The organism is Micromonospora sp. NPDC047762 (assembly GCF_043204655.1).
Lineage (GTDB): Bacteria > Actinomycetota > Actinomycetes > Mycobacteriales > Micromonosporaceae > Micromonospora.
This window is the reverse complement of the sequence record NZ_JBIDCQ010000009.1, coordinates 288,755-307,516: the sequence shown is the minus strand read 5'-3', so window position 1 is coordinate 307,516 and position 18,762 is coordinate 288,755. Positions and strand designations below refer to the sequence as shown.

General features: G+C 71.4%; 13 protein-coding genes. 10 read left to right on the top strand and 3 right to left on the bottom strand.

The features are described 5' to 3' along the window. Positions 1 to 75: 75 nt before the first annotated feature. The 9 genes from nhaA (at position 76) to ACGF3C_RS26635 (ending at position 15,392) form a co-directional block, all read left to right on the top strand. Positions 76 to 2,010: a Na+/H+ antiporter NhaA gene (gene nhaA / locus ACGF3C_RS26675; RefSeq protein ID WP_393226278.1), complete on the top strand. Its 1,935-nt coding sequence runs from the start codon at positions 76 to 78 to the stop codon at positions 2,008 to 2,010. Positions 2,011 to 2,624: 614 nt separating this feature from the next. After that, positions 2,625 to 6,662, top strand: a complete 4,038-nt coding sequence (locus ACGF3C_RS26670) for a discoidin domain-containing protein (RefSeq protein ID WP_393226275.1) — start codon at positions 2,625 to 2,627, stop codon at positions 6,660 to 6,662. Between the two features lie 127 nt (positions 6,663 to 6,789). Beyond that, complete coding sequence (locus ACGF3C_RS26665) at positions 6,790 to 7,977, top strand: MFS transporter (protein ID WP_393226272.1); 1,188 nt, start codon at positions 6,790 to 6,792, stop codon at positions 7,975 to 7,977. A 117-nt stretch (positions 7,978 to 8,094) separates the two neighbouring features. After that, entirely contained in the window at positions 8,095 to 9,756 is a 1,662-nt protein-coding gene (locus ACGF3C_RS26660; protein ID WP_393226270.1) for an ABC transporter substrate-binding protein, read from the top strand. A gap of 6 nt (positions 9,757 to 9,762) precedes the next feature. After that, positions 9,763 to 10,719: an ABC transporter permease gene (locus ACGF3C_RS26655; RefSeq protein WP_091399352.1), complete on the top strand. Its 957-nt coding sequence runs from the start codon at positions 9,763 to 9,765 to the stop codon at positions 10,717 to 10,719. Further along, positions 10,716 to 11,603: an ABC transporter permease gene (locus ACGF3C_RS26650; protein ID WP_357231915.1), complete on the top strand. Its 888-nt coding sequence runs from the start codon at positions 10,716 to 10,718 to the stop codon at positions 11,601 to 11,603. The genes ACGF3C_RS26655 and ACGF3C_RS26650 overlap by 4 nt, the downstream gene beginning before the upstream one ends. After that, on the top strand, positions 11,600 to 12,607 hold the full coding sequence (locus ACGF3C_RS26645; protein ID WP_393226265.1) for an ABC transporter ATP-binding protein: 1,008 nt from the start codon (positions 11,600 to 11,602) through the stop codon (positions 12,605 to 12,607). Before ACGF3C_RS26650 ends, ACGF3C_RS26645 begins: the two co-directional genes overlap by 4 nt. Next, entirely contained in the window at positions 12,604 to 13,605 is a 1,002-nt protein-coding gene (locus ACGF3C_RS26640; RefSeq protein ID WP_393226263.1) for an ABC transporter ATP-binding protein, read from the top strand. Before ACGF3C_RS26645 ends, ACGF3C_RS26640 begins: the two co-directional genes overlap by 4 nt. After that, the gene (locus ACGF3C_RS26635; protein WP_393226260.1) at positions 13,602 to 15,392 is read left to right on the top strand and encodes a gamma-glutamyltransferase family protein; all 1,791 of its coding nucleotides are present in this window, start codon (positions 13,602 to 13,604) and stop codon (positions 15,390 to 15,392) included. The genes ACGF3C_RS26640 and ACGF3C_RS26635 overlap by 4 nt, the downstream gene beginning before the upstream one ends. A gap of 23 nt (positions 15,393 to 15,415) precedes the next feature. Here ACGF3C_RS26635 and ACGF3C_RS26630 read toward each other — a convergent pair whose 3' ends face one another. Beyond that, entirely contained in the window at positions 15,416 to 16,096 is a 681-nt protein-coding gene (locus ACGF3C_RS26630) for a GntR family transcriptional regulator (RefSeq protein WP_357262368.1), read from the bottom strand. Positions 16,097 to 16,166: 70 nt separating this feature from the next. Between ACGF3C_RS26630 and ACGF3C_RS26625 the strand changes: the two genes are divergently transcribed. Next, positions 16,167 to 16,883 (top strand): YoaK family protein, encoded by a 717-nt coding sequence (locus ACGF3C_RS26625; RefSeq protein ID WP_357234521.1) that lies wholly within the window; start codon positions 16,167 to 16,169, stop codon positions 16,881 to 16,883. 3 nt (positions 16,884 to 16,886) lie between these two features. On the opposite strand, the gene ACGF3C_RS26620 is transcribed toward ACGF3C_RS26625, so the two are convergent. Beyond that, positions 16,887 to 17,513, bottom strand: coding sequence for a response regulator transcription factor (locus ACGF3C_RS26620; RefSeq protein ID WP_357234524.1), 627 nt, complete (start codon positions 17,511 to 17,513; stop codon positions 16,887 to 16,889). Next, a complete protein-coding gene (locus ACGF3C_RS26615; protein ID WP_393226257.1) occupies positions 17,510 to 18,760 on the bottom strand; it encodes a sensor histidine kinase in 1,251 nt (416 codons plus the stop codon). Before ACGF3C_RS26615 ends, ACGF3C_RS26620 begins: the two co-directional genes overlap by 4 nt. Between the last annotated feature and the right edge of the window lie 2 nt (positions 18,761 to 18,762).

Below are 18,762 nucleotides of genomic sequence, written 5' to 3'. Positions count from 1 at the left end.
GTCGGGCTGACGTGTTCGCGGAGGAGGAGTGGCAATCCGGACCACGTGACGGTCAGGGCGACGAAGATTGTTTCCGTGACGAGCGACAACACGCAGCGGGGGTGGTCCGCCCGAACGATCTGGGACCGGCGGTTCGACGCGCCGCTGCGCTCGTTCCTGCGTACCGAGACCGGCGGCGCGCGGGTGGTGTTGATCGCCGCAGTGGCGGCTCTCGTCTGGGCGAATCTCAGCGCATCGTCGTACGAGTCGGTCTGGAACACCCCCTTCTCGGTCCGGCTCGGCGACTGGCAGGTGGCGCATGACATGCGCACCTGGATCAACAGCGGCCTGATGACGTTCTTCTTCCTGGTCGCGGGGTTGGAGCTGCGCCGCGAGTTCGACATCGGTGAGCTGCGGGAACGGCGTCGCCTGGCGTTGCCGATTCTGGCCGGGGTCGGCGGCATGCTCGTGCCGATCGCCATCTACCTCGCCATCAACGCCGGGCACACCACCGCGGCGGGCTGGGGTGCGGTGATGGCCACCGACACGGCGCTCGCGCTCGGCGCCCTGGCCGTCTTCGGGCCACGCTTCTCGGAACGGCTGCGAGGTTTCCTGCTGACCGTCGCCGTCGTCGACGATGTGGTGGCGATCGCGGTGCTGGCCATCGCGTACCCGCATCACCCCTCGCTGACGGCGCTCATCGTCGCGGCGGCGATCTTCGGCGTGGTGCTGCTCGTCCGGGGCTGCGGGGTGCGGTTCGGGCCGGTCTACGCGCTGCTCGGGGTGGCGGCCTGGCTCGCCGTCTCGATGTCCGGTGTCGACCCGGTCGCTGTGGGCCTGGTGATGGGGCTGCTGACCTACGCCTACGATCCCGGCCGCGGCGACCTGCAGCGGGCCAGCGACCAGTTCCGCCTTTTCCGGGAACAGCCCACCCCGCAACTGGCCCGGATGGCTCGGGCCGGGCTCATCTCGGCGCTGTCGCCAAACGAGCGGTTGCAGACGCTCTACCACCCGTTGGCGAGCTACCTGGTGGTGCCACTGTTCGCGCTGGCCAACGCCGGCATCGTGATCGACGGCGACCTGCTGGCCAGGGCGGTGATCTCCCCTGTCACGCTGGGGGTCGTGGTCGCGTACGTCGTCGGCAAGCCGGCCGGGATCGTGACCACCGCGTGGTTGGTGACCCGGCTCAGCGGCAACCGGTTCCGGCCACCCGTCGGGTGGGTCGCGGTCGCGGGGGTCGGCACGATCTCCGGCATCGGGTTCACCGTCGCCCTCCTGATCGCCACCCATGCCCTGAGCGGCCCGGCCCTGGACGAGGCGAAGTTCGGCATCCTCGTGGCGACGCTCGGCGCGTCAGTCGTCACCTGGCTGGTGTTCCGGTCCGTCGGTCGACTCTCGCCGGCGCGGCGGACCCGCGCGCTGCTGGGCGTCACCGAGGGGATCATCGACCTGATGCTGCCGGTCGATGAGGACCGCGACCACATGCGGGGGGCGCTCGACGCGCCGGTGACGGTGGTGGAGTACGGCGACTTCGAGTGCCCCTACTGCGGGCAGGCCGAGCCGGTGGTCCGGGAACTGTTGGCGGACTTCGCCAACGTCCGGTACGTCTGGCGGCACCTGCCGCTCACCGACGTCCACCCGCATGCCCAACTCGCCGCCGAGGCCGCCGAGGCGGCGGGGGAGCAGGGCGCGTTCTGGGAGATGCACGATCTGCTGCTCGCCCACCAGGACGCTCTCGATCCTGTAAAGGTGCTCGGTTACGCCGAACAGCTCGGTCTGGACCTGGACGGGTTCCGGGAGCACATGGTGAAGCGGATGGGCGTGGACCGGATCGCCGAGGACGTCGACTCGGCCGATCTCAGCGGTGTCACCGGCACCCCGACCTTCTTCATCAACGGCCGGCGGCACCACGGCGCGTACGACATGGCCGCGCTCTCGGCGGCGGTGAAGTCGGCGTTCGCGAGCGCGAAGCTCCGCCCCGAGTACCACCCTCGGGACCCCGACCGCCGGGAGACCGGCCCGGCGAGCTGACCGTCGGGCGCGCGGTCGTCCCGGGCCAGGTGGTCGACGGGTGCCGTGGTCACCTCCCGGCCGTCGGCGGTGCCGCAACGATCCCGGGTACGGGTGACGCCTCGCTGAACTTCCGGGAGTCGCGGCGTCGCCGCATCAATGGGATCTGTCGCCGTGACCTCCGATCCGCCCCCGCCCTGCGGGGAGCGTCGCGGGGTGGGGAGGGGTTGGTCGGCGCCTTTCGAGCTGAATCGTTTGTGGCATCACCGTGGCACCCAGGGGTCTGATCGTTTGCGACATCACCGTGGGGACACAGGATCTGAATCGTTTACGGCATCAGCTCCAAAGGCAGCACCGATAGCCCGCACCCCCGTGCCGAGTTGTGGGGCGACGTTGACGAGACCGGACGCGACGCCGTTCCGGGTCGTCAGGATGATGGCGACCGCCTGGCCGATTCTGATCACCAGGAGGGTCAGCAGCCACCTGTCGATGTCCGAAGTGGAACGGCTGCGGAACGTGTTCGGGGAATCACGATCGACTCGAACCCTTGACTCCGGGGAAACATCGGGCCACCATCTGACAACGTTGTCACAGACCCCCCGCTACCTGACAACGTTGTCATGTCTGGAGGCAAGATGTCCGAGCCATCGCCGATTTCCCGGCGTACCTTCCTCTCCGCCGGCGCGACGCTGCTGGCGTCGGTCGGGGTGACCGCGGCACTCCCGAACGCCCCCGCGTCCGCCGCCGCCGTGCCGCCGCCGACCGCCACCCCCGCTGCCACCGACCTGGCCCGGTACCGCCCGGTGGCGGTCTCCTCGACCGACTACGCGCCGACGCCGGCCACCTTCGCGGTGGACGGCCTGCCGCAGGTCGGCGTCCGGGGGAGTGGATGGCGCGCCGCCAACGGCGATCCACAGTGGATCTCGGTGGACCTCCAGGCGCTGTGCCGGATCGAGGCGGTCGCCCTGGTCTTCGAGGCCACGCTCGACGACGGGCCGTTCGACGGCAACTACACCGACACCGACGGTGACGAGATCCTCTCCAGCGCCGCGACCGCGTACCGGATCGAGGTCTCCACCGACGGCCGTGCCTGGCGGTCGGTGTACGAGACCAGCGAGGGCCGGGGCGGCGCGCAGACCATCAAGCTGCCCGAGCCGGTCACCGCCAGGTGGATCCGGATGACCGCCACGAAGCGCTCGAACAGCAACCCGGTCGGCCTCAACGGCTTCCAGGTCTACGGCGTCCCGCTGGCCGGCCGGCCGAAGGCCGAGGGCTGGACCAGTTGGGAGGGCGGCAACACCGGCCCGGCACCCGAGTTGACGGTCGCCGCCGACGGCACGGTGCCGTTGGAGTCGGGCTGGTCGTTGACGATGGACGACTTCGCCGGCACCGCCGACGGCGCCGAGCTCTCCCGCGTCGGCGTCGACGTCCGGTCCTGGCTGCCGGCGACGGTGCCCGGCACCGTGCTGGGCACCCTGGTCGAGCAGGGCCACCTGCCCGACCCGGTGTCCGGCTTCAACAACATGCGCATCCCGGAGGCGCTGTCCCGGCACACGTGGTGGTACCGGCGCGCGCTGCGGCTGCCGCGCGACCTGGACACCTCGGCCGGCCGACGGATCTGGCTGGAGTTCGACGGGATCAACCACGAGGCGACCGCCTGGGTCAACGGCGTGCAGGTCGGCAGCGTCAAGCACCCGTTCGCGCGGGCCGCCTCCGACATCACCGACGCGTTGGCCGGTCACCGCGGCGAGCACGTCCTCGCCGTCCGGGTCACCCCGATGCCGCACCCGGGCACCCCCGGCGACAAGGGCCCCGACGGTCGTACCTTCCTCCAGTCGGCCCACCACTACCTTGACGCGCCGACCTACCTGGCGGTGTCCGGGTGGGACTGGATGCCGGCCGTGCGCGACCGGGTCACCGGCCTCTGGGACCACGTCCGCCTGCGCAGCACCGGCGCGGTGCTCATCGGTGACCCACACGTGCAGACCACGCTGCCGGACCTGCCGAAGACCGACACCGCCGAGGTCACCATCCGGGTGCCGGTCCGCAACGCGGCGACCAGCGCCACCACCGTCACCGTCCGCGCCGAGTTCGACAAGGTACGCGTCGAGTCCACGGTGACCGTCCCCGCCGGCGGGAGCACCACAGTCACCTTCGCGCCGGAGCGCTTCCGCGCGCTGCGGCTGCGCAACCCCCGACTCTGGTGGCCCAACGGCTACGGCGACCCCCACCTGTACGACCTCACGCTCACCGCCACCGTAAAGCGCTCGGTCAGCGACCGGCGTGCGCTCCGCTTCGGTGTCCGCGAGTTCGCCTACGACTGGCACCAGCCGATCGTCATCTCGCCGCCCGGCAAGCCCGCCCTGGAGTTCGTCGACGGCGCGGCGACCCAGACGGTCACGTTCGACCGGCAGCACGCTCGGCACGTGCGTATCCAGGCCGGCCAGCGCGCCACCGGCTGGGGCATCTCGATGTTCTCGCTGTCGGTGGCCGACGGCACCGGCCCGGATCTCGCCCTGCGCCGCGACGCCAGCGCGTCGTCCTCGGAGAACGACGGCAACGGTCCCGGCAAGGCCGTCGACGGCGACGCGGCGACCCGCTGGGCCTCGCAGGCCGAGGACGACCAGTGGATCCAGGTCGACCTCGGCGCGGCGGTCGACTTCGACCGGGTCACCATCGTGTGGGAGCAGGCGTACGCGCTGGACTACCGCGTCCAGGTCTCCTCCGACGGGGACGCCTGGAGCGACGTGGCGTCGGTCAGCAACGACACCCCGCTGGGCAGCCGCGCCACCCAGGTCGAGACCTTCGCCGGCCAGACCGCGCAGCACCTGCGCATCCAGACCGGCGCGCGGGTCACCTCGTGGGGTGTGTCCATGTGGGCGCTGTCGGTTCAGCGGCAGGCCGAGCCGGACGTCGACCTGGCGCTGAACCGGACCGCCACCGCGTCGTCGTCCGACGGCGACTCCAACGGCCCGGACCGGGCCGTCGACGGCAACCCCCGGACCCGCTGGTCGTCACAGTTCGAGGACAACCAGTGGATCCAGGTCGACCTCGGCGCTCCGGTCAGCTTCGACCAGGTCACCATCGTCTGGGAGCAGGCGTACGCCCGCGACTTCGTCATCCAGGTCTCCGACGACGGGCAGCGCTGGACCGACGTCAAGGCGGTCAGCAACAAGATCACCGAGCTGAAGATCACGGTGAACGGCGTGCCGGTGTTCGCCCGGGGCGGCAACTGGGGCTGGGACGAGCTGCTGCGGCGGGTGCTGCCCGACCGGCTGGCCGACACGGTCGAGATGCACCGCGACATGAACTTCACGATGATCCGCAACTGGCTCGGCAGCAGCAACCGTGAGGAGCTGTACCAGGCCTGCGACGAGCAGGGCATCCTGGTGTGGAACGACTTCTGGCAGGCCGGGGCCTTCCTGCCCAACCCGCCCGGCTACGTGGACATCGCCGCCGACACCATCCGGCGGTTCCGCCACCACCCGAGCATCGTCGTCTGGTGCGGTGCGAACGAGGGAGACCCGCCGCCGATCGTCGACGCCGGGCTCAAGCAGGCCGTCGCCACCGAGCACCCCGAGATCCTCTACATTCCCAACTCCGCCAGCGGCATCGTGAGCGGGCGTGGGCCGTACGGCTGGGTCGACCCGACGACATACACCGACAAGACGATCTACGAGGCGGACTCGTTCGGCTTCCACACCGAGATCGGCATGCCGGTGGTGTCGGTGGTCGAGAGCATGCGCAACCTCGTCGGGGACGCGCCGGAGTGGCCGATCGGCGAGGTGTGGAACTACCACGACTGGTCGACCATCGGTAACCAGCGTGTCGGCACGTACCAGGCGGCGATCGACGCGCGGCTCGGTGAGTCCGCCTCGCTCGACGAGTTCGCCAGCCGGGCGCAGTTCGTCAACTACGAGAGCCACCGCGCCATGTTCGAGGCGTGGAACGCCAACCTGTGGCAGGACGCCACCGGTCTGCTGCTGTGGATGTCGCACCCGGCGTGGCACAGCACGGTCTGGCAGACCTACGACTACGACCTCGACGTGAACGGCGCCTACTACGGCGCCCGCAAGGGGTGCGAGCCGGTGCACGTCCAGGCCGACCCGGGCACCTGGCAGGTCCGGGTGGTCAACCACACCGCCGCCCCGCTGAGCGGGGTCACGGTGAGCGCCCGACGCTACGACCTGGGCGGCCGTTCGTTGGGTTCGCCCCAACGTCAGCGGGTGGACGTGGCCCGCTCGGACACCACGGCGGCCTTCGCGCTCGCCGCGCCGAACGGCGGCGGGCTGCACCTGGTGCGACTGGAGCTGCGGGACAGCCGAGACCGGCTGCTCGCGGAGAACACCTACTGGCGCTACGACAGGGCCGAGCAGTTGCGGGCGCTCAACGACCTGCCGAGCACCCACCTGTCGACGTCGTCGAGCACCGTACGCGTCGTGGACGGGCGCAACACCGTCACCACGACGGTCCGCAACCAGGGTCGTACGGTCGCCGCCCTGGTGCGGCTCGCCGTGCGCGACAAGAGCGGTGAGCGGGTCCTGCCGGCCCGCTACGACGACAACTACTTCTGGCTCCTGCCGGGGGAGACCCGTGAGGTGCGGATCTCCTGGCCGGCCCGGTCGGGCCTCGCCCGCCAGGTCACGGTGACCGCGCAGGCCTACAACTCCTAGGGGTAGGCGGTGGGAAGCGGTGCCGTGCGGCTCCGCTTCCCACCGTCGGCCCGTGCGCCGCCACCTGATGCGGGTGTTTAGGTCCGTTGCCGCACCTCGACTCGGGGCCGAGATTCATGCTGGACGGGTGACACGGTCCGGTTCCACGTCCGGCGCGGTACGGGTCGCGTTCGCGTTCTGGATCACGCTCGTGGGCACCACGGTGCCGACGCCGCTCTACCCGCTCTACGAGTTGGAGTTCGGGTTCTCGTCGTTGACAGTGACAGTGGTCTACGCGCTGTACGCGCTCGGAGTCGTGGTCGGGCTGCTGGTCTTCGGTCGGCTCTCCGACCAGATCGGCCGACGCCCGGTCATCCTCATCGCACTGCTGCTCTCGGTCGCCGCCGATGCCATCTTCCTCGCCGCCGTGGACCTGGCGATGATCATCGTGGGCCGGATCCTCGCCGGGTTGTCCGCCGCGCTGATCATCGGTACGGCGACAGCGGCGTTGGCTGAGCTGATCGACCCTCGGCACCCGAAGCGTGCCGCCACCGTGTCGATCTTCGCTAACCTGGGTGGCCTGGCCACCGGCACCCTGCTGTCCGGGATCGTGTCGGACGTGGCACCCGAACCGCTCCGGCTGCCCTGGGTGATCGTGCTGGTCCTGGCGGTGGTCGCGATCATCGCGCTGCGCGGGGTGCCGGAGACGGTCCGGGAACGTTCGCCGGTGACCCTGCGGGTGCAGCGGTTGCACGTGCCGGCCGCCATCCGCGGTGCCTTCATCCGCTCGGCGATCACCGCCGGCGCGGGCTTCGCCGCCCTCGGGGTGCTCACGTCGGTGAGCGGGCTGTTCCTCGGCATGGTCCTGCACGAGACCTCACACACAGTGGCCGCGCTGGTGGTCTTCGTGGCGTTCACCGGTGCGGCGTTCGGCCAACTGCTGACCCGCGTGCTGTCCTCGCGTGCCGCACTGGCCAGCGCCTGCGCCGGCCTGGTGGTGGGGTCGGGCCTGCTGGCGTTCAGCATGTGGATGGCGTTGCTGACGACGCTGCTCATCTGCGCGGCGATCATCGGGGTCGCGTCCGGGGTGGCGGTCGGCGACGGCATCGCGACGATCACGATGAAGACCGAGCCGCAGCACCGGGCCGAGGCGGTGTCGACCTTCTTCGCCATCCTGTTCGCCATGCTCGGTGTGCCGGCGGTCGCGGTCGGTCTGCTGATCCAGACGATCGGCCTGCGCCCGGCCGGCGAGGTCTTCAGCGCGGTGGTGGCGGTGCTCGCGCTGGTCGTCCTGCTCAGCCTGGTCAGGGGCGGCCGGACCCGGCCCGCGAGCTGATCGCCCGGCCGGCTTGTTCCGGGTGCCAGGGGTGCCTCGTCAGCCATTCACCGAGGTCTTGCGGCGGTCATCGTATACAACAGACGCTCCCCGAATCGCCCACTTGAGGAGCTCTCCATGACGAACCTCTCCGTCCGCGAAACCAGCCGGGTACTCCGGGCCGCCGTGGCGGCGGCCGCCGTCGTCTGCACCGTCGTCGCCTGCTCGCCGGTGTCGAACAACGAAGGCGAGACGTCCGGCGGCGACCAGTCGGCAGGCCAGGATTCCTTCGGTACGCCCGCCGACCCCGCCGCCGTGAAGCAGGGCGGCAAGCTGGTCATCGCCCTCTCCGCCGAGCCCGACGCGCTGGACCCGACGCTGTCGAGAAGCCTCTACTCCCGCTACGTCTTCCAAGCCATGTGCCAGAAGCTCTACGACGTCAACGAGCAGGCGCAGGTCGTACCGCAGCTCGCGACGGCCCTGCCCACCACGAGCGGCGACGGCCGGACGGTGACAATTCCGCTGCGGCCCGGCGTGCGCTTCGCGGACGGCACGGCGTTCGACTCGGCCGCGGTGAAGGCCACCCTGCAACGCCACCTCACCAACGCCCGGTCGGCGCGCAAGAGCGAACTCGGCCCCATCGACGGCGTCGACACCCCGGACGCGCAGACCGTCGTCCTGCGGCTGAAGCAGCCGTTCGCACCGCTGCTCGGGGCCCTCGCCGACCGAGCCGGCATGATCATGAGTGCCCAGGCGCTGCGGACCAAGGGCGACGACTTCGCCTCGGCGCCCGTCTGCGTCGGCCCCTTCAAGTTCGCCAAGCGGGTGCCGCAGAACTCCATCGAGGTGGTGCGGGACCCGAACTACTACGACGCGAGCAAGGTGCACCTGGACGCCATCTCGTGGCGGATCCTCACCGACGCCAGCATCCGCGCCGCCAACCTGCGCTCCGGCGACGCGCAGGTCGCCGACTCGGTCTCCACCCAGGACGTCGCCTCGCTCCGGCAGGACGCGGCGGTCTCCGTCCTCCAGTCGCAGTCCCTCGGCTACCAGGGCCTGACCATCAACGTCGGCAACGTCGACGGCGTCGGCACCGCGGCGAAGCCCATCAACCGCCCCCTCGCCCAGAACGCCAAGGTGCGGCAGGCCTTCGAGCACGCCATCGACCGCAAGGCCCTGGTCGACGCCGTCTTCAACGGTCTGCACGCCGCCGCCTGCTCCCCGATCTCGCCCGCGAGCACGTTCTCGTCACCCGAGGCGCAGACCTGCCCGGCGCACGACCCCGCCAAGGCCAAGCAGTTGCTGGCCGAGGCCGGCGTGCAGACGCCGTACACGGTCACGATGCTCGCCTCGAACACGCCCGACACGCTGCGTCTCGCGCAGGCGTTGCAGTCCATGGTCAAGGACGGCGGATTCGACCTGAAGATCAACCCGGTGGAGTACTCGTCGCTCCTCGACGAGCAGGACCGCGGCAACTTCGAGCTGCTGCAACTGGGGTGGAGCGGCCGGATCGACCCGGACGCCAATATCACGAACTTCGTCGGCACCGCCGCCAGCCAGAACGTCGCCGGCTACAGCAACCCGCAGCTCGACACCCTGCTGACCCAGGCCCGTCAGGCCGGTGACGTCGAGGAACGCAGGAAGCTGTACGGGCAGGCGGTCACACTGCTCCAGCAGGACGACGCCCTGATCTACCTCTACCGGCAGCGCAACCTGACCGCCGTCAGCAAGCAGATCCAGGGCCTCCAGGTCTACCCCGACGGCGTGATCCGGGCGGCCTTCGCCGGCTTCGGCAAGTAGGCCGTCGTGGCCCGATATCTGCTCACCCGCGCCTGGCAGTCGGCGCTGACCCTGCTGTTGTCGACGATCGTGGTCTTCGTCGGCGTACGGGCGCTGCCCGGCGACCCGGCCCTCGCCCTGGCCGGCGAGGACCGGTCGCCGGAGGCCCTGGAGGCCATCCGTCGGCACTACGGGCTGGACCAGCCGCTGCCCGTGCAGTTCGCCCAGTACGTGGAGCGCATGGCGCAGGGCGACTTCGGGGTGTCGATCCGCACCGGCACGCCGGTCTCGTCGATGCTCACGACCGCCCTGCCGGTGACCGTCGAGCTGTCCGTCCTGGCGATCCTCATCGCGGCGGCGCTCGGCGTCGGCGCCGGGGTGCTCGCGGCGGTCCGGCGTGGACGTCCAGCGGAGTGGCTGGCCAACGGCCTGGCCCTGATCGGCCTGTCGGTGCCGCACTTCTGGCTGGGCCTGCTGGCGATCCTCTACCTGTCAGTGGCGACCGGGCTCTTCCCCGCCTCCGGCTTCGTGCCGATCCTGGAGGACCCCGTGGACAACCTGCACCACATCGTCCTGCCGGCCGTGATCCTCGGCACCGGCCTGGCCGCCATCATCATGCGACAGACCCGGTCGGCGATGCTCGACTCGCTCTCCTCCGACTACGTACGCACGGCCAAGGCGAAGGGCCTGCGACCTCGCGCCGTCATCACCCGGCACGCCCTGCGGAACAGCCTCATCGTGGTGGTGACGGTCGTGGGTCTCCAACTCGGCGGGCTGATCTCGGGCGCGGTCGTCACCGAACAGATCTTCGGGCTGCCGGGCTTCGGAAAGATGACCATCGACGCGGTGTTCCAACGGGACTACCCGGTGATCCAGGCCGTCGTCCTGCTCACCGCGGCGGCCTACATCGTGATCAACTTTTTCGTGGACCTGCTCTACTCGGTCATCGATCCACGCATCCGGGTGACGGGAGATCCGGCATGACCGTCCTCACCGTACCGATCGCGGAGACCGGCACCGCCAGCATCACCCGGCGTACGCGGGTGCTGCGGCGGCTGCGGCGCAACCCGCTCGCCGTGGTGAGCTTCGTCGTGCTCGCGCTGGCGGGCGTCATCGCGCTGCTCTCGCCCTGGCTCGCGCCCTACTCGGTCGACCAGACCGACTTCGCCCGTACGTTCGCGCCTCCCGGCACCGCCGGGCACCTGCTGGGCACCGACGACCTGGGTCGGGACGTCCTCTCCCGCATCATGCTCGGCGCGCGGGCGTCGTTGCAGGTCGGGCTCCTGGCGGTGGCCACGTCGCTGGTCATCGGGGTGCCGCTCGGGCTCGCCGCCGGCTACTTCCGGGCCTGGGACGCGGTCATCTCGCGCTTCACCGACCTGCTACTGGCGTTCCCGTTTCTGATCATGGCGGTGGGGTTGGCGGCCATCCGGGGCGCCAGCCTCGGCAATGCCGCGGTGGCCATCGGCATCGCCCAGATCCCCGGCGTGATCCGGGTCGTCCGCTCGGACACGCTGCGCCTCAAGTCGCTGGACTTCGTCGCGGCGGCCGTCGTGGACGGCGCGAGCGACCTGTGGGTGCTGGCCCGGCACATCCTGCCGAACGCGACCTCGGTGATCCTGGTGCAGGCCACCGTCGCCATCCCGGCCGCGATCCTCGGCGAGGCGGTGCTGTCCTTCCTCGGTCTCGGCATCCAACCCCCGGCGCCCAGCCTCGGCACCATGCTCGCCACCGCCCAGCAGTTCGCCGCCCGCGCACCGTGGGCCGCCGTCTTCCCCGGCGTGGTGATCATGGGTCTGGCGCTGGCGTTCAACGTCTTCGGTGACGCCCTGCGCGACGCCCTCGACCCGAAGGGAGACCGGCGATGACCACCGCCCCCGCGCCCGTGCTGGAGATCCGCGACCTGTCGGTGTCGTTCCCGACCGAGACCGGCACCGTCTCGGCGGTCGACGGGGTCAGCCTGGACCTCGCAGCCGGGGAGATCGTCGGGATGGTGGGCGAGTCGGGGTGCGGAAAGAGCGTCACCGCGATGAGCCTTGCCGGGCTGCTCCCGGGCAGTGCCCGGGTCACCGGGTCGGTGCGCCTGGACGGCACCCAGCTGGTCGGCGCCCGCGAGTCTGCCCTGCGTCGGGTCCGCGGCCGGGAGATCGCCTACATCTTCCAGGAACCGATGACGTCGTTGAACCCGGTGCTCACTGTCGGGCGGCAGATCGGGGAGGTGCTCCAGGTCCACGAGCGGATGTCCCGACGGACGGCGCGGGTCCGCGCCGTCGAGCTGTTGACGCTCGTCGGTATCCCGTCCGCCGCCCAGCGGGTCGACAGCTACCCGCACCAACTCTCCGGCGGCATGCGGCAGCGGGTGATGATCGCGATGGCGGTGGCCTGCGGCCCGAAGGTGTTGGTGGCCGACGAGCCGACCACAGCGCTGGACGTCACCGTCCAGGCCGGCATCCTCCAGGTGCTGCGGGACCTGCGCGACAGGCTCGGCACGAGCGTCCTCATCATCACCCACGACCTCGGCGTGATCGCCGACATCGCGGACCGCGTCGTCGTCATGTACGCGGGCCGGGTGGTGGAACGGGCGTCGGTGGACGACCTGTTCGCCCACCCCCGGCACCGGTACACGGCCGGGCTCCTGTCGGCGTCACCGCAGCCGGGCCGGCACGCCGGCACCGACCGGTTGACCGAGATCCCCGGGCTGGTGCCCGTGCTGGCCAGCCAACCCGACGCCTGTACCTTCGCGGATCGCTGCCCGGCCGCCGATGAGCGGTGCCGGGCGGCCGCCCCGCCGTTGCAGGATGTCGGTGACACCGACCATGTCGCGGCCTGCTGGCACCCGTGCGAGATGGCCCCTCAGGAGGCGAACCGATGACGCCGCAGCCGAACGCCCTGGAGATAGCGGACCTGGTGATGCACTTCGGCCCGGTGCGTGCCGTGGACGGGGTGTCCCTGACCATTCCGCGGGGCCGGGTCACGGCCCTGGTGGGGGAGAGCGGCTCCGGGAAGTCGACAGTGGGCCGATGCGTGGTGCGGCTCGTCGAACCGACAGCGGGAACGGTCCGGATCGCGGGCACCGACGTCACCCACCTGTCCCGACGGCGACTACGCCCCCATCGCGGTGCGGTGTCGATCGTCTTCCAGGACCCGGCCGCGTCACTGGACCCGCGCATGCTGGTGGGCGAGATCGTGGCCGAACCGCTGCGGCTGGCCGGCAAGCGGATCTCCCGGCGCGCCCGGGACGCCCGCGTCGCTCCCCAACTCGAACGGGTGGGCCTGCGCGCCGAGGTGGCCCGTCGCTATCCGCACGAACTGTCCGGCGGGCAACGCCAACGGGTCAGCATCGCGCGAGCCCTGATCTCCGAGCCCATGCTGCTCATCGCGGACGAACCCACCAGCGCGCTCGACGTGTCAGTGCAGGCGTCGGTGCTCAACCTCCTCGCCGACCTGCAACGCGACATCGGGTTCGCCTGCCTCTTCATCACCCACGACCTTTCCGCTGTCGAATACCTGGCCGACGACATCGCTGTCATGTACCTGGGGCAACTCGTCGAGACCGGCAGCCGCGAGCGGATCTTCGCCCGGCCCGCACACCCGTACACGCAGGCGCTGCTCTCCGCCGCGCCGGTGGCCGACCCGGTGCGTCAGCGCCACCGTCAGCCGGTGCTGCTCGGCGACGACCTGCCGTCCGCGCTCGACCCGCCGTCCGGCTGCCGGTTCCGGACCCGCTGCCCGCTCGCCTTCGACAGGTGCGCGACGGAGGTGCCGGCGCAGACCGCCATCGGCGACGGCATGGCCGCCTGCCACCTGGTCCGGCCGGACGGCACCGGTCCCGACGTTCGTACCGCAGATCCCAGTGAGGTGCTGTCATGACGTTCACCACCCGACCCACGTTGCAGGGCACCTTCGGCATGGTGTCCTCCACCCACTGGCTCGCCAGCCAGTCGGCGATGGGCATCCTGGAACGCGGGGGCAACGCCTTCGACGCGGCGGTCACCGCCGGGTTCGTCCTGCACGTGGTCGAGCCGCACCTGAACGGGCCCGGTGGCGAGGTGCCGGCCATCGTGGCCACCGCGAGGGACCCCCGACCGAAGGTGCTGTGCGGGCAGGGGCCAGCCCCGGCCGGCGCCACCATCGCGCACTTCCGGTCCCTCGGCATGGACCTCATCCCGGGTGCCGGGCCGCTCGCGGCGGCAGTACCCGGTGCGGTGGACGCCTGGCTCCTGCTGCTGCGCGAGCACGGCACGCTCACCCTCGCCGAGGTGCTGGAGCCGGCGATCGGCTACGCCGGCGCCGGGCACCCGCTGGTGGGCCGGGTCGGTGACACGGTGGCCGCCGTCCGGTCGTTGTTCGAGGAACACTGGCCCACCTCCGCCGCGCTCTGGCTGCGCGGCGGCCGACCACCCGCCGCGGGGGAGTTGGTCACCAACCCGGCGTACGCGGACACCCTGCGCCGACTCGTCGAGGCGGGACGGGCGGCCGGTGCCGACCGGGAGGCTCAGATCGAGGCCGCCCGCCGGGCCTGGAGCACGGGTTTCGTCGCCGAGGCGATCGACGCGTTCAGCCGGCGACCGTTCCAGGACTCCAGCGGACGCCCGCACGCCGGGCTGGTCACCGGCGACGACCTGGCCGCTTACTCGGCGAGCTGGGAGTCGCCCGCCACCCTCGACTGGCAGGGCTACCAGGTGGCGAAGACCGGTTTCTGGGGCCAGGGCCCGGTGCTGCTGGAGTCACTGGCCACCCTTGACGCGCTCGACGACCCGGGCGCGTACGACTCGGCGACCGCCGCGGGTGTGCACGCCCAGGTCGAGGCGCTCAAGCTCGCCTTCGCCGACCGGGAAGCCTGGTACGGCGACGGGGCCGACGTGCCCGCCAAGGCGCTGCTCTCACCGCAGTACGCGCGGGAGCGGGCCGCCCTGATCGGCGATCGCGCGTCGGCGGAGTTGCGGCCGGGCCGCCCGGACGGGGCGCAGCCGCGCCTGCCCGCCCACGTCCGACCGGGTGCCGCTCGACCTGCCGGGCCGACCGATGCCACAACGGGAGAGCCGACAGTGCAGTCGGACGGGGTGACCCGGGGCGACACCTGTCACGTGGACGTGGTCGACCGGTGGGGCAACATGATCTCCGCTACCCCCAGTGGCGGCTGGTTGCAGAGTTCCCCGACGATTCCGGAGCTGGGCTTTCCGTTGGGCAGCAGGTTGCAGATGTTCTGGCTGGAGGAGGGGCTCGCCTCCTCGCTGGCGCCGGGCCGCCGCCCGCGTACGACGTTGAGCCCGACGATGGTGCACCGCGACGGTGAGCCGGTGCTGGCCTGCGGCACCCCCGGTGGCGACCAGCAGGACCAGTGGCAGTTGCCGTTCCTGGTGCGGCACCTCGTCGGTGGGCAGAGCCTTCAGGAGGCCATCGACGCGCCGGCGTGGCACACGGTCAGCCTGCCCGGCTCGTTCTATCCCCGCGACATGGAGCCCGGTGTCCTGGTGGTGGAGGACCGGCTCGACGAGGGTGTGCTGGCGGCGCTGCGGGCGTACGGGCACGAGGTGCGGGTCACCGACGGGTGGAGCCTCGGTCGGCTCTGCGCGGTGACCCGTGACCCGGCGACGGGAGTGCTGGCGGCCGGTGCGAACCCGCGGGGGATGCAGGGCTACGCGTGCGGCCGGTAGCGGGTGCCGCAGCCGCGTGCCCGTCAGCGGGCGCCGTAGCCGCCTTCGGCGTTCTCGTACGCGGCGGCGGATGCCGCCTCGAGGTGGTCGAGCGCGGCCCGCTCGGCGCGGTCACCGTCGCCCGACTCGATGGCGTCGACGAGTTGGATGTGCTCGGCCCACGAGTGTGGCGCTCGTTCGGCCGCCCCGAGCCGGAAGACCCACTGGACATGGAGGTAGAGCGACTTGGCGATCGACGACAGCCAGGGGTTTCCGCTGATCTGGAGGATGCGCAGGTGCAGCGTGCTGTTCAGCTCGGCGACCCGGGCCAGGTCGTGGCGCTGCGTCGCCTCGCGGCCCTGGTCGAGCAGGGCGCGCAGGGACGCCACGTCGGCCGCTGTGGCCCGCTCGGCGGCCAGCCGTGCGGCCAGCGCTTCCAGTCGCTCGCGCACGGCGAACATGTCGGTGATGGTCCCGCTGCTCGGTGAGGCGACGACCGCTCCCCGGCGGGGGAGGATCACGACGAACCCCTCCGCCTCGGCGACGCGCAGCGCCTCCCGGACGGGGTTGCGGGAGACGCCGAAGTCCTCGGCGAGCCGGTCCTCGGTCAGCCGTTCCCCGGGCAGGTAGTCGCCGTCGATGATGGCGGTCCGCAGGGCGGCGAGGACCTGATCGCGGAGCGGCAGGTGTTGCGCGCCGAGCTTGTCCCGTAGGTCTTCAGCCACCTGGTCGCCTCTCCGTGAACGTGTCCGCACAAAGTGTATACGAAGAACAATTACCGGAAGGCGGCAGACAGTGTCGAGCACAGCGCCCCGCGTCACCCGCCCCCACGTCACCCCGCCCCGGGACGAGCGCCTGCTGCGGCGACGGCACGCGCTCGTCGTCGTCCTCACCTTCCTCACCGGGAGCGCCGACGCTCTCGGCTTCCTCGCCCTCGGCGGCGCCTTCGCCAGCGTGATGACAGGCAACATGGTCCTGCTCGGGCTCTCGGCCGGCCGAGGTGAAGCCGACCTGGCTCTGACGTCGGGCTGCGCCATCGTCAGCTTCATCGTCGGTGTCCTCGCCGGCGCCCGCGTCGTCGGCTCGGCGCAGCCCGATGATCCGGTCTGGCCCCGGCGGGTCACCTGGGCGCTGGTCCTGGAGCTGTCGGTGTTCGTGGTGTTCGCCGTCGTCTGGGAGGTCACCCTGCACACCCCCGACGCGGGTGTCCACCTGGCGCTGCTGATGCTGTCAGCTGTCGCGCTGGGCGTGCAGAGCAGTGCGATCCAGCGCTTCGGGGTGTCCGGCCTGTCCTCCACGTACCTGACCGGCACGCTCACCAGCCTGATCGCCGGGGTCGCCGCGCGCAGCCCGTGGACCAGCCTGCGTCCCAAGGCCCAGGTGCTGCTGGCCCTCATGGTCGGCGCGGCGGTCGGCGCCCTTGTCGCCCTGCACCTGCCGGTCGTCGCCCCGGCCCTGCTGATCGTGCCGCTGGTGCTCGTCATCGCCGTGTCCGCGCGGATGCGGGCCTGAGCGTCAGACGCCGCGAGCGAACAGGGCCAGGCGTACCCGGTTGGGGCTGTCGGTCTTGGTCATCAGGCTGGTGATGTGGGTCTTGACCGTGGTGACACCGATGTGGAGCTGGTCGGCGATCTCGGTGTTGGACAGTCCCTCGGCGACCAGGTCGAGCACGTCCCGTTCCCGGGCGGTCAGGCCCGGCAGAGCCGGTGGTGACCCCGGGCGGGCGTGCACCGCGCGCTGCACGAGGCGGCGCAGCACCTCAGGGCTGAACGGGCTGTCGCCGACGGCGGCCCGGCGGATGCCGTCCAGCAACTCGGTCGGGGGCGCGTCCTTGAGCAGGAACCCGCACGCTCCGGCGGTCAGCGCCGGGTAGAGGTGGTCGTCGTCGCCGAACGTGGTCAGCACCAGGACGCGGGTGGCGGGGCGTTCGGCGAGGATCCGGCTGGTCGCGGTGATCCCGTCGACACCGGGCATCCGCAGGTCCATCACGACGACGTCGGGAAGGAGCCGCCCGGCCAGCGGGATCGCCTCGCGGCCGTTGTCGGCCTCCCCCACGACCTCGATGTCGGGTTGAGCGTCGCAGAGCATGCGCAGCCCGGCCCGGATGAGGTGCTGGTCGTCGACCAGCAGCACCCGGATCACGCCGGCTCCGGCGCGGGCGACCCGGCCGGGGCCTCCCGCTCGCGGGGCACCGACCCGACCGGCGCGTCGGTGGACGCGGCGGCCACTGGCGGAAGGACGGTACGCACCCGCCACCCGGTGCCGGTCCGGCCCGCCTCCAACCGGCCACCGAGGACCTCGACACGTTCGCGCATCCCGGTAATGCCGTGCCCGCCACCGGCCGGCACGCCCGCCGGCCCCCCGCCGCGCCCGTTGTCGGTGACCTCCCAGTGCACGGAGCCGTCCCGGACGGCGACCACGAGATGCGCGATCGCTGACGCCCCCGCGTGTTTGGCCACGTTCGTCAGCGCCTCCTGCGTGAGTCGCAGCACCGCCATGCCGCGTACCGCGTCGAGTGAACCGATCGCCGGGTCGAGGTCGGCTTCCACAATGACACCCGCCTGCCGGGCCCGATCCATGGACGCGCCGATCGCCGCCGGCAGCGCGGACGGTTCGATAGCGGTCAGCGCCGCGTCGCCGCGTACCCCGTCGGGGTTGCGCAGTACCGCGACCAGCCGGCGCAGCTCCGCGAGGGCCGAGGTCCCGGTGCCGTGCACGTCGTCGAAGACCTCGCCCACCCGGGGGTCCAGGTCGGTGAGCACGTGCCGGGCCACGCCGACCCGCAGGACCATCGACGCCACATGGTGCGCCACGACGTCGTGCAGCTCGCGGGCGATGGCGCTGCGTTCGTCGGCGCGAGCCGCGCGGCTCTCCGACTCGTGCTGGCGTTGCTCGGCCAGGGCCCGCTCGACGGCCTGCCGACCCAACTCCCGGTTGGTGCGGATGACCAGGCCGAGCAGGACCGGCACGCCGACCTCCACGGCGAGCCCGACGACCCCGGAGGCGAACCGGCGCGGCGGGTCGCCGATCGAGTCGGTCAGGTCGACCACGGCAAGCAGCACGGCGGCCAGCCAGATGGGCCGCGCGTGGCGCGCACGCATGGTGACCTCGAGCAGCGCCCAGCTGGCACCAACCTGGTTGATGGTGAAGTCGTCGACCAGGCTGATCGCGACCGCCAGCAGGGCGGCCTGTGCCACCAGGTTCAGCACCGGCAACCGGTGCGCCACCAGCGCCACGGCGAACGCGAGCAGTGCGAGGATCCACTGTGTCGTGGTGGGCGTGCTGTTGGAGTGCGGGACGAAGAACAGGTAACACACTCCGGCGAGGTCGAGCAGCACCATTCGCACGAGCGCGTCCCGCATGTCGAACAGTCGCCCCGGCCAGCTCACGG

Bases quoted from the DNA above. Each gene is read 5' to 3' on its own strand.
- ACGF3C_RS26670 (WP_393226275.1), top strand. From the start codon at position 2,625: ATGTCCGAGCCATCGCCGATTTCCCGGCGTACCTTCCTCTCCGCCGGC.
- ACGF3C_RS26660 (WP_393226270.1), top strand. From the start codon at position 8,095: ATGACGAACCTCTCCGTCCGCGAAACCAGCCGGGTACTCCGGGCCGCC.
- ACGF3C_RS26650 (WP_357231915.1), top strand. From the start codon at position 10,716: ATGACCGTCCTCACCGTACCGATCGCGGAGACCGGCACCGCCAGCATC.
- ACGF3C_RS26645 (WP_393226265.1), top strand. From the start codon at position 11,600: ATGACCACCGCCCCCGCGCCCGTGCTGGAGATCCGCGACCTGTCGGTG.
- ACGF3C_RS26640 (WP_393226263.1), top strand. From the start codon at position 12,604: ATGACGCCGCAGCCGAACGCCCTGGAGATAGCGGACCTGGTGATGCAC.
- ACGF3C_RS26635 (WP_393226260.1), top strand. From the start codon at position 13,602: ATGACGTTCACCACCCGACCCACGTTGCAGGGCACCTTCGGCATGGTG.